The sequence below is a fragment of the Capnocytophaga sp. G2 genome, from assembly GCF_035282625.1.
In the GTDB taxonomy this organism is placed as follows: Bacteria; Bacteroidota; Bacteroidia; order Flavobacteriales; family Flavobacteriaceae; genus Capnocytophaga.
This window is the reverse complement of sequence record NZ_JAYKBU010000004.1, coordinates 94461-106276: the sequence shown is the minus strand read 5'-3', so window position 1 is coordinate 106276 and position 11816 is coordinate 94461. Positions and strand designations below refer to the sequence as shown.

Annotated in this window: 7 protein-coding genes; 3 read left to right on the top strand and 4 right to left on the bottom strand. The window is 39.7% G+C overall.

What is annotated here, in order from left to right; genetic code table 11:
- Positions 1-67 precede the first annotated feature (67 nt).
- The gene (gene eno, locus VJJ03_RS03780) at positions 68-1360 is read left to right on the top strand and encodes a phosphopyruvate hydratase (RefSeq protein WP_009746293.1); all 1293 of its coding nucleotides are present in this window, start codon (positions 68-70) and stop codon (positions 1358-1360) included.
- 150 nt (positions 1361-1510) lie between these two features.
- Positions 1511-2230 (top strand): bacillithiol biosynthesis deacetylase BshB1, encoded by a 720-nt coding sequence (gene bshB1 / locus VJJ03_RS03775; RefSeq protein WP_009746292.1) that lies wholly within the window; start codon positions 1511-1513, stop codon positions 2228-2230.
- Positions 2231-2686: 456 nt separating this feature from the next.
- Here bshB1 and VJJ03_RS03770 read toward each other — a convergent pair whose 3' ends face one another.
- Entirely contained in the window at positions 2687-4153 is a 1467-nt protein-coding gene (locus VJJ03_RS03770) for an MFS transporter (RefSeq protein ID WP_323973937.1), read from the bottom strand.
- A gap of 163 nt (positions 4154-4316) precedes the next feature.
- On the opposite strand from VJJ03_RS03770, the gene VJJ03_RS03765 reads away from it, so the two are divergent.
- Complete coding sequence (locus VJJ03_RS03765) at positions 4317-5660, top strand: SWIM zinc finger family protein (RefSeq protein ID WP_323973936.1); 1344 nt, start codon at positions 4317-4319, stop codon at positions 5658-5660.
- Between the two features lie 9 nt (positions 5661-5669).
- On the opposite strand, the gene VJJ03_RS03760 is transcribed toward VJJ03_RS03765, so the two are convergent.
- The 3 genes from VJJ03_RS03760 to purL all read right to left on the bottom strand — a co-directional run bounded on the left by VJJ03_RS03760 (position 5670) and on the right by purL (position 11803).
- Positions 5670-7124: an MFS transporter gene (locus tag VJJ03_RS03760; RefSeq protein ID WP_323973934.1), complete on the bottom strand. Its 1455-nt coding sequence runs from the start codon at positions 7122-7124 to the stop codon at positions 5670-5672.
- A gap of 88 nt (positions 7125-7212) precedes the next feature.
- On the bottom strand, positions 7213-8124 hold the full coding sequence (locus tag VJJ03_RS03755) for a dialkylrecorsinol condensing enzyme DarA (protein WP_323973933.1): 912 nt from the start codon (positions 8122-8124) through the stop codon (positions 7213-7215).
- 7 nt (positions 8125-8131) lie between these two features.
- Positions 8132-11803, bottom strand: coding sequence for a phosphoribosylformylglycinamidine synthase (purL, locus tag VJJ03_RS03750; RefSeq protein WP_323973931.1), 3672 nt, complete (start codon positions 11801-11803; stop codon positions 8132-8134).
- Positions 11804-11816 lie beyond the last annotated feature (13 nt).

Below are 11816 nucleotides of genomic sequence, written 5' to 3'. Positions count from 1 at the left end.
TCCCTATTATCTAAAAAGCCTTACTATGGGCTTAATATAAATATTAACCATTTTAAATATTAACAACATGAGTATCATTTTAGATGTACATGCCCGACAAATCCTCGATTCAAGAGGTAATCCTACCGTTGAGGTAGATGTAGTAACCGATAGTGGCGCCAAAGGACGTGCTGCTGTTCCTTCTGGAGCCTCTACAGGAGAATATGAGGCCGTAGAACTACGTGATGGAGGTAAGGAATATTTAGGTAAAGGTGTACAAAAAGCTGTAGAAAATGTGAATGACATTATTGCCGAAGAGATTATAGGTATGAATGTCTTTGACCAAAATTTGATAGATAAGGTACTTATCGAGCTTGATGGCACTCCTAATAAATCCAAATTGGGAGCAAATGCTATTCTTGGTGTCTCTTTAGCTGTTGCTAAAGCCGCTGCTACAGAATTAGGAATTCCTTTATTCCGCTACGTAGGAGGGGTAAGTGCTAATAACCTACCTGTCCCTATGATGAATATCATTAATGCAGGCTCTCACTCTGATGCACCTATTGCTTTTCAAGAATTTATGATTATGCCTATCAAAGCAAAGTCTTTTTCTCAAGCTCTACAAATGGGATCAGAGATATTCCATAACCTTAAAAAAGTACTCCATGAGCGTGGACTTAGTACAGCGGTGGGGGACGAAGGAGGATTTGCTCCTACCTTTGAAGGGACAGAAGATGCTATCGAAACTATTAAAAAAGCCGTAGAAAAAGCAGGATACAAATTCGGTGACGAGGTAAAAATAGCTCTTGACTGTGCTTCTTCTGAGTTCTATGATAATGGAATCTATGATTATACCAAGTTTGAAGGAGAAAAAGGTAAAAAGCGTACTTCCGCTGAGCAAGTAGCTTATCTTACTGAACTGGTAAACAAATATCCTATTATCTCTATTGAAGATGGAATGGATGAGAATGATTGGGATGGTTGGAAACAACTTACCCAAGCTATAGGAGATCGTGTGCAATTAGTAGGAGATGACCTTTTTGTTACCAATGTGGAAAGATTGGAAAAAGGAATCCAACTTGGAGTTGCTAACTCCATTCTTATTAAGGTAAATCAAATAGGGACTCTTACTGAAACTATTGCTGCAGTGGATATGGCACATCGTGCAGGCTATACCTCCATTATGTCCCATCGTTCAGGAGAGACAGAGGATAATACCATTGCTGATCTTGCAGTAGCTCTTAATACTCGTCAAATTAAAACAGGGTCTGCTTCTCGTTCTGACCGTATGGCAAAATACAATCAACTCCTTCGTATAGAAGAAGAATTGGATGAAGTCGCTTACTACCCACAGGAACAAGCTTTCCGTGTAAAGAACTAATAATTTCATTCACCTCTTTTAAGGATAAGCATATTTTTTAGTTATAAACTTTGTCTTTAGTAAAAACTTTTCCAAATCACAAGTGTTTGGAAAAGTTTTTGTATTTTTGCTGCAATTATACAGAAATATAACTTTTAAATTAGTCATATCATGAAATTAGATATTTTAGCCTTTGGAGCACATCCTGATGATGTAGAACTTGGAGCAGCAGGTACCCTCTCCAAAGAAATAAGTCTTGGAAAAACTGTGGGAATTATTGACCTTACCCAAGGAGAGTTGGGTACTCGTGGTAGTGCAGAACTCCGTAGGAAAGAAGCCGATGAGGCTGCTCGTATCCTTGAGATAAAAGTACGTGAAAACTTATGTTTTGCCGATGGTTTCTTTGTTAATGATAAAGAGCATCAAATAGAGGTCATTAAAAAAATCCGCAAGTATCGCCCTGAAATTGTTATTTGTAACCCCTTTGATGATAGGCATATTGATCATGGCAAAGGAGGGAAGCTCGTTAGTGATGCCTGTTTCCTAAGTGGCTTGCGCCGTATCGAAACTACTGACGAAAATGGTACTCCTCAGGAGGCTTGGCGTCCCAAAGTGGTCTATCACTATATTCAATGGAAAGACTTGCGCCCCGATTTTGTGGTGGATATCACAGGCTTCTTAGGTAAAAAACTGGAAGCCGTCCTTGCTTATCGCTCTCAGTTTCTGGATGAAAATACTAAGGAACCTCAAACCCTTATCAATAGCCAAAACTTTCGTGATAGTATTACCTATCGTGCACAGGACTTAGGGCGACTTATCAATAAGGAATATGCTGAAGGATTCAATGTCGAACGTTATGTAGCCGTTAAGAATCTTAGCGACCTGATATAGTAGAGGCTTTGTTCATTAGTATTGGTGGCTAGTAACTCAAAATTTCTATTATATCTGTAAGAACCGAATTATACTTTGATGGGATAAAGGAGGCATTCTTCATATCAGTTTGAGATGAAAAGAAGAACAGATGCGGAAATCAAGTATCTACCTTTTCGATGAAGTGACTTTTGAATTAGAAGTTTGATCTTGAGAGAGAGAAGATGAATTTTTTATACGTTGGATGGTAGGACAAGAAAGCCAACGAGTAGAAATAGTTCTTTATAACATTTGTTGAAAGCAAGTGGTAGAGCGTTTTTAACTGATTTATTGCACTTGCTAATTGAATTGACTATTCATAATATTGCCTAGCTGAGCAATATTATGAACAACAAGGACCTATTCAAAGTCTTTACTAAAAAATTTAACTTATTAATGGAACTTATATGTTGTTGATTCTATTATAGAAGTAATCTTTTATTTAGCAGATTCTGTATTATCCCTAAACATATATTTATTATAAATAAATACAGAAATAGCTGTGAAGGCTCCCATAGCAACTACTACAAACCATAGCTTGTTAGGCTGATAATTATTCCATAGAAAATCAATCAACTGACTGTGAGTCATCTGGAGTTTCTCTTGTGCATATTCAAAATATTGTCTTTTACTTAATCCTTCAGGAACTGTGATATTTCGTTTTGATATTTCTATCTGTAAAAGAGAATATTTATCAGACCACTTTTCATATAAATTTCCTGTAACAAAGCCTGTAAGATAATTAGCGGCTGCTACAGGTAAGAAAGAAGTACCTTGATAAAGAGCTTCTTTTCCCTTTGGGGTAATCTGTGCAATAAAAGCTGAAATAGTAGGACCTGTTACCATTTCTCCTATAGCGAAGATAACTGTTCCAATAATAGTAAACCATACATTGTTAAAGAAAAAAGTAAGTACAACACCTACAGTTGCAATAGCTGTCCCACGAATAAGTGCATTTACTTGTTTCATTTTCATTACAATATAAGAAATGGTTACTTGAAAGAAGATAATCATTACACAATCAATATTTCCGTACCATTCGGCTTTAATTTGTCCGTTTTCAGTAAGGGTCGTTCCTAAGAAAGGTAGATTTTGGTTAATCCAATTGCTCTGTGGAGTGGAGTCCACCCAGTCCTCTATGAAATTGGGAAGGGTATAGAAGAGTTGATTATACACCAACCAATAACCTATCATAAATACAAGCAGAATAGATAAACGTTTATCCTTTAGAGCTTCTATAATATTTTTAAAAGAACCTTTTATTTCAATGAGGATAGGTATATTATATTCTCTTCGTATTTTTTTCTCCTTATAAAAGAATAAGACAACTAATAAGTTAATAAGGATTACTATAGTTGCTTGTAGAAAAATAATACGCCATCCCATAGTGGTACGTAGGTAAGAAGAAAGAGCAGGACCAAAAAAACCTCCAATATTTGCCATCATATAGAAGAGACCAAAACCCATAGTGTTTGTCTTTTCATCGGAGGAACGAGCAATAATTCCAGAGGCTACAGGTTTAAAAAAACTTCCTCCTATAGCTGCAAATAAAAACGCTAGATATACTGCCCAATAGGTGCTAACGGTTCCCATTAAGTAATAACCTGTTCCTATAATTATAAAGGCAATAATCAGAGAAAGCTTATAACCAATACGATCGGCAATCACCCCAAAGAAAAGAGGTAGAAAAAATTGAATAGCCGTTACATTAGCTAATATATTTCCTTTTTCTATATGGCTTAATCCTAATCCTCCCTCATCAGTAGAAGCAACTAAGTAGAGCCCTAAGAGAGAAAAAATACCAAACCATGCACCACGTTCCATAATTTGAAGAAAATTTACAATCCAAAAAGTAGGTGAAAATGATCTAAATGTTTGTAGAAGTGAAGGTTTGCTTTCTGACATTTTTATAAAATTTTAAAAAGCGCAAAACTAATACTATTTTTGTATTTATAAAAATAAAAACTTTCTTTTAACATACTATTTAGAGTTTTGTTATATGAAGGTTTTGATGATAAGATAATTATCTGTATTTTTGCACTTATAAATGATTAATAACTGCTGACGAATGGTTGATTTTGAGTATACATATCCGTTTGCCTCTGTGATAGAAGAGGGGGTGACGCACCAGAAGAACTTTATCTTTTCCCACTGTTCGGAACTGAAGGAGGACAATGCGGTGCCTTGCTTTTTCTGGGGTAATATCACCCAACCCTTTGTCGCGGCTAAGTGCTTAGCTACTTTAGCAAAGACGGTAGCTTCCCAGTTTGCTATTGCTCCTGGGGTCTTAGCAAAGCTACGAGATCCTATTATCTCGGTAGGAAACCAGCAACTGCTTTTTGAAGCATTTTCCTCCTGTAATAGTGTCTATGTACGGGTATCACTCCACAATGAGATACTTGATGGTGAATTCATAAAAAGTGGATGTACTAATATTGACTTCAATAGCCATACCGTTCGGGCTTTTAATGCAGTAACTGCTTCAGAGAAAATGATTCTTGGTGTAGGACAAAAAGAAATGCATTTTATCACCGACAAGCATAAGACTGTAGAAAAGAAAGTAACCCTCCCCAACCGCTGGATTAAGGGATTAGGAAATGTACAAGTATATTTGGCTGAGATGGAACTCGCTTATCGGCTGAACAAGGCTGAAGCTATACAGCTCTTCCGCTCTTTGCCCAAACAACCTGTAAAAAATGATTATTACCTGATAAAACGTGGGGTTTCTTATGTTTTTGCTCCTAGTCCTTTAGAGGATGCTATCAAGATAGGAGGTGCTCATCGTCTGAACCTTTTGCAAGGCTTGCTGTTACTTGCTGATAGCCTTTTTATCTATCGTCATCCTAGTGAACGAACGGTGGCTTTTGTTCTGAATTTCAAGGGGGTGGATATGCTTTTCTTACTTTCAGACAATGTATATCGTAGTTTTTCTGGGGACGGACGCTATTTGGAAAACATGATAGAGGACATACCCATGGAATGGCTGGTGGGGATTAACAACTTCTTTAAGACCAATGAAGTTTTTTCCCCTACTATGGTATCTATAGAGAATGATATCAACTTAGGAACGATGAGCACCTTACAGGCATCTCTGTCCAGTATTGGGTTGTTAGGCTATAATTTATTGGATCATAATTATTTCTATCGTCGTTTGCCCTTCAAGCCAGAGCGGTTAGTTAGTCTTAATCCACGACTACAAAATGCTAAAAAACTCACTGAAAACAATGAGGTAGAAATCGTAGAACAGCGTGAGGGCTTTATCAAAGCCCATGTAAGAGGCACTGCAGGAGTTATCCATACAGTCATCATAGACGGCGATCATGCCCAATGTACCTGCAATTGGTATACCAATCACCAGACAAAACGCGGTTTGTGTAAGCATATTTTGGCAACCAAGATAATTAACCAATGAGTCAATGTGCTAATGAGCCAATTTCTTTAAGTAGCGGTTAAAGAGGTATATGGAAATAGCGGTAAGTAGTCCCAAGCTAAAGATGATATACCAATATTTATTAGGATGATAGGTATTCCATAGTAGGTTGGTAATTTCGGTGGGGCTCATCTGTAACTTCTCTTGGGCTTGTTCAAAAAATTGCTTCTTACTTAAACCTTCAGGCATGTCTATAGCACGCTGTTTCATTTCTAACTGCAACAGATAATGCTTATCTGACCACTTATCGTACATATTTCCTGTGAAAAAGCCCGTAAGATAGCTTCCTAAAGCCATAGGTAGGAAATAGGTTCCTTGGTAAAGGGCTTCCTTACCCTTAGGAGTAATCTTTGCAATAAAAGCTGAAATTGTAGGACCTACTGCTATTTCTCCTATAGCAAAAAGAGTTGTTCCCAATACCGTAAAGATAACTTGGTTAAACATAAAAGTAAGGGTAACCCCTATGGTCATTATGATGGTTCCACGAATCATAGCTGATACTTGATCCATCTTCATCACAAAGTAAGAGATAATCATTTGGGTCATGATAATCATCACACAGTCTATATTACCAAACCACTCCGCCTTAATCTGTCCGTTCTCAGTAAAAGTACTACCAAAGAGCGGAATATTACGATTGATCCAATCACTCTGGCGGGAGGAATCCACCCAATCCTCTATAAAATTAGGTAAAGTATAGAAGAGTTGGTTATAAACCGTCCAAAATCCAACCATAAGGAACAATAATATAGTCAGTTTCTTGTCCTTGAGTGCTTCTATGATATTTCGCACAGAGCCTTTTATCTCGGCTAATAGTGGAATATTATATTGTCTTTCTGTCTTGGGCTCTTTATAGAGAAAAAGAATCACTAAGAGATTAAAGAGTATTATTACAGTTGCCTGTATAAATATCACCTTCCAGCCCATAGTGGTACGTAAATAGGAAGAGACCCCTGGTCCCAATAGTCCACCTATGTTACCCACCATATAGAAAAGTCCAAAGCCTAAGGTGCCATTCCCTTCATCGGTATGGCGAGCTATGATTCCTTGTACTACAGGGCGAAAGAAGCTACAACCTATCGCTGCCAAAAGAAAAGCAAAGTAAGTATCCCAATAAGAAGTAGCCATTCCCATTAAGTAATAGCCAACTCCCATAATTACACAGGAAATTAGCAAGGAGAGTTTGTAACCAATCCTGTCTGCAATCACTCCAAAGAACAAAGGCAAAAGGAATAGGATGGCCGTAATCTGAGCCATGATATTTCCCTTTTGGGTGTGGGTAAGCCCCAATCCTCCCTCATCGGTGCCCGCCACTAAATAGAGGGCAAGTAGTGAAAAGATACTAAAATAAGCCCAACGCTCGGTCAGTTGTAAGAAATTTCCTACCCAAAAAGTTGAGGAAAAAGACTTGAAAGTCTGTGAATATGATTCCCTTTTTTCAGACATTAAGTAGTGTTTATGAAAGTACAAAAATACTACTTTTTTATAATTGTAATAATAAAACTATTTTATTTTAACAATTAATATTAATTTTTTAAAAGTTAGAGTTCTTTATCCTTTTAACTTCCTTGACTTCTTTTCTTATACTTCTATAAAAAAATGGATAGGTAAGGTAATAGAATACCCAAACAATAGGCATCATTATCCATATAGCTACATACAAATACACATGAAAACACTTAAGAAGAAGTTTCCGATGAGAACTTTGATGGATTATATTTGCCCAAATACGAAACAAGCGGTTTCCTTTCTTTTCGGAAGAAAGTAAGAAGGACTTTACTTGTACCCCTCCTTGAGTTATAATTTCTTCTTGGAGATTATTGTATATTCCTGTTTTTAAATATTTTAATAATATTTTCCCATATGAGGTAGCTCCTTCTATATCCTTTTGGGAAACCCCTGCCTTAGGAAAAATACCTAAATACTTGTCCTTCTTTCCTGTAAAGAGCCAATGGACGATAGTAATAACACTGATATGATTGTAATTACGATCTGTAAGAGCTATATTCCCTATTAAGTATGCTTTGTTTTTGTTAATCAATAGATTAATTTTTTCTTGTGCTTTTATCCACATATTGCGTGTTCCCGAAAGGGTCATAATAGGAGTCTCTTCTAAAAGTTGTTTCGCTTGTTTACTCTTAAGAAAAGAATTAATAGGTATAGAGGGGGAAAGATACCACACTTGATATGCCAATATGATAAGATCATAATTTTTCTCCAATATAGAGGAAGGAATAGGTTTTATGGGCTGAGGAATCTGCAAAAAAGATTCAGGGAAAACTCCAAAGAAAGTTTCATTTGTCCAAGGAAAGGGAAACTCCTGTTCCATCTCTATTCTATAGTAATCAACTGCAATATCTGCATCCCGTAAAGGTCTTGCAAAATTATCAATAATCTCCTTGAGTTGTCCTGATTGGGTATAATATATGACTAATATGCGTTTCATCAAAATCTTATTTCTCCATATTTTGCGCTTCAATCCACTTGCGGGCATTGATAAAAGCCTCTAACCAAGGGCTAATTGCTGTTTTTTCACTCGGATAGTACGCCCATTGCCAAGGAAAAACTGAACGCTCTATGTGAGGCATCGTTACCAAATGTCGCCCTGTTTTGTCGCATAACATAGCCGTGTTGTAATCAGAGCCATTAGGGTTGGCAGGGTACTCCTGATAAGCGTATTTACCTACGATATTATATTCGGCTTCTGCCAATGGCAAGTGAAATTTCCCTTCGCCGTGTGATATCCATACCCCTAAGGTACTACCTGCAAGGGTGGAGAGCATCACCGAGTTGTTCTCTGGAATAGTTACTGATACAAAGCCACTTTCGTGCTTGCCACTATCATTATGCCACATTTTACCGTGCTCTGCGTGCTCAGGATTGATGACTTCTAACTCCATAAACAACTGACAGCCATTGCAGATACCTACTGAAAGGGTATCGGGGCGGGCAAAGAAGTTGTCTAATGCTTTTTTAGCTTGCTCGTTGTAGAGTAGTGCTCCTGCCCAACCTTTGGCACTGCCTAACACATCGGAGTTAGAGAAACCGCCCACAGCCCCTATAAATTGTACATCTTCTAAGGTTTCACGTCCGCTGATAAGGTCGGTGGTATGCACATCTTTCACATCAAAGCCTGCTAAGTATAGGGCATTTGCCATTTCGCGCTCGGAGTTGCTACCCTTTTCGCGTATCACTGCTGCTATAGGGCGTTTGCCTGCAGGGCGTGCAGGTTTTTCGCCCGTGAAATGCGCTGGGAAAGTGTATTGCAGAGGCTGTTCGGAGTAGTTTTGATAACGCTCGGTCGCCTTGTCATTTTTCGTTTGTTGTTTGTCTAACAAATAAGAAGTGAGATACCACACATCGCGCAATTCGGGGATATTGAAATGGTACGATTTTCCGAAATGGTGAATAGTAAGTTCCTGTGAAGTGGTTACTTCGCCTATATTAGCCCATTCTAAGAAGTGTGCTTCTAAAGTAGCTTCAATGCTGCTATCGGCTTGTATGACTACCCCTGCATTTTCAGCAAAAAGGGTTTTGATAAGGTCTTCATCGGCTGAAAGTCCACTTAAATCGATGGTCGTTCCTAAGTCGTTTTCGGCAAAACACATCTCTAAAAGCGTTGTGATAAGTCCACCGCTACCAATGTCGTGTCCTGCTTGTATTTTACCTTCTTTTATCAGTGATTGTACTACGTTGAAAGCTGTTTTAAAGCCTTCGGCATCTGTTACGGTAGGGGCTTTATCGCCTATTTTATTTAATACTTGGGCAAAAGCCGAACCACCTAATTCAAAATGAGCGCCTGAGAAGTTGATATAATAAATGTTGCCTCCATTGCGTTTCAATACGGGTTCTACCACTTTTTGCACATCGGTACAATGGGCAGCTGCCGAAATAATCACTGTACCTGGGGCAATTACATCACCTCCTTCGGGGTATTTTTGTTTCATCGATAGAGAATCTTTACCGGTAGGGATATTGATGCCCAATTCAATCGCAAAATTAGAAGCGGCTTCTACAGCTTCGTACAAACGCGCATCTTCTCCTTTATTACGGCACGCCCACATCCAGTTGGCGGATAGCGATACACTTTGCAAACCGTCTTTTAGTGGCGCCCAAACAATGTTTGTCAATGCTTCGGCAATAGCATTGCGACTGCCTGCGGTAGGGCTGATGAGTGCCGTAAGAGGTGAATGACCTATGCTGGTAGCGATTCCTTCTTTGCCATTGTAGTCCAAAGCCATCACTCCTACGTTGTTCAAAGGGAGTTGTAGCGCGCCTGCACATTGTTGTTTGGCGACTTTGCCCCCTACACAACGGTCTACCTTATTGGTAAGCCAGTCTTTACAAGCCACACTTTCTAATTGCAGTACTTGTACCAAATAGTTCTGTAACTGACTTGCATAGTAGTGTAACTCTTCGTAATTAGTAACTACTGTTTCATCGGTCATTACTGTTTTTGGCGAACTACCAAAGAGCGCGCTGAGGTCTAAATCCATTGGGTGGGTACCTTTCTTTGCAGAGGCAATGCTGAAATGCTTGTCGCTGGTAACCACACCTACCTCGTACATAGGCGCACGCTCACGGTCAGCAATGGTTTTTAGTTTGGCAATAGCCTTTTCGGGCAATACCAATCCCATACGCTCTTGAGATTCATTGCCTATAATTTCCTTATCCGATAGGGTAGGGTCGCCTACGGGCAGTTTGTCTAAGTCGATTTTACCACCGGTTTCCTCTATAAGTTCTGAAAGGCAGTTGAGGTGTCCGCCAGCCCCGTGGTCGTGTATAGAAACGATAGGATTCTCGTCCGATTCTACCATTGCGCGGATAGCATTGGCAGCGCGTTTTTGTATTTCGGGGTTAGAACGCTGTACGGCATTGAGCTCGATACCTGTGCCAAAAGCACCAGTATTGGCAGATGATACAGCAGCACCTCCCATACCGATGCGGTAGTTTTCACCGCCTAAGATAACGATTTTATCGCCTTCCTTGGGGGTGTGTTTTATAGCTTGTGAGGCTTTGGCATACCCCACGCCCCCTGCTTGCATAATTACCTTATCGAAGCCTAATTTGCGTCCGCCTTCTTCGTGTTCAAAGGTGAAGAGAGAGCCCGTAATGAGTGGTTGCCCGAATTTATTACCAAAATCGCTTGCCCCGTTAGAGGCTTTGATGAGGATATCCATTGGCGTTTGGTACAACCATTGGCGCTGAGCCATTCCTTTTTCCCAAGGGCGGTCTTCTTCTAATCGCGGGTAAGCCGTCATATACACAGCCGTACCTGCCAATGGCAAAGAACCTTGTCCGCCAGCGAGGCGGTCGCGTATTTCACCTCCCGAACCTGTAGCCGCCCCGTTGAAAGGCTCTACGGTAGTAGGGAAGTTGTGAGTTTCGGCTTTGAGTGAGAGCACTGCCTCAAAAGGTTTTACCTCGTAGAAATCGGGTTTATCGGCACTTTTGGGTGCGAACTGGTTGACGGTAGCCCCTTTGATGAAAGCCACATTGTCCTTATAAGCTGAAACAATGCTATTAGGGTGTTCTTGTGATGTCTTTTTAATGAGTTTGAAGAGGGTAGAAGGTTTTTCCTCACCGTCGATAACAAAAGTGCCGTTGAAGATTTTATGTCGACAGTGTTCGGAGTTGATTTGCGAGAAGCCAAACACTTCCGAGTCGGTGAGTTTGCGCCCCAATTGTTGAGAGAGATTTTGCAGATAGGCAACTTCTTCGCCGCTTAGCGCAAGTCCTTCTTGCTGGTTATACGCTTCAATATCATCGATTTCGAGTGTTGTTTGCGGTTGAATGTCGATAGTAAAACTATCTTGGGTAAGACCGTTGTATCGCTCAAAGAGCATAGGGTCGAAAGGTGTATTGGGGTCGGTTACCTCGTGGAACTCTTCGATGCGAGTAATCCCGTGAATGTCCATATTTTGGGTAATTTCCACCGCATTGGTACTCCAAGGGGTAATCATCGCCACACGAGGTCCGATGAAAGTACCGCTAAGGGTAGGGGAGGGGAGTTGCTGGGCATTGCCAAACAGCCATTTCAGTTTGTTGAGGTTGGCCTCAGTAAGGGTAACTTCGGTAGCTACCACATAGATAGTGTTTTTGGGGTTTTTAAAGAAGAGAAGCATCTTTTTCAATTAA

What these genes read in the sequence shown, in the direction of transcription:
- eno (WP_009746293.1), top strand. Translation starts at nt 68, where the DNA reads ATGAGTATCATTTTAGATGTACATGCCCGACAAATCCTCGATTCAAGA.
- VJJ03_RS03760 (WP_323973934.1), bottom strand. Translation starts at nt 7,124, where the DNA reads ATGTCTGAAAAAAGGGAATCATATTCACAGACTTTCAAGTCTTTTTCC.
- VJJ03_RS03770 (WP_323973937.1), bottom strand. Translation starts at nt 4,153, where the DNA reads ATGTCAGAAAGCAAACCTTCACTTCTACAAACATTTAGATCATTTTCA.
- purL (WP_323973931.1), bottom strand. Translation starts at nt 11,803, where the DNA reads ATGCTTCTCTTCTTTAAAAACCCCAAAAACACTATCTATGTGGTAGCT.
- VJJ03_RS03765 (WP_323973936.1), top strand. Translation starts at nt 4,317, where the DNA reads ATGGTTGATTTTGAGTATACATATCCGTTTGCCTCTGTGATAGAAGAG.
- bshB1 (WP_009746292.1), top strand. Translation starts at nt 1,511, where the DNA reads ATGAAATTAGATATTTTAGCCTTTGGAGCACATCCTGATGATGTAGAA.
- VJJ03_RS03755 (WP_323973933.1), bottom strand. Translation starts at nt 8,124, where the DNA reads ATGAAACGCATATTAGTCATATATTATACCCAATCAGGACAACTCAAG.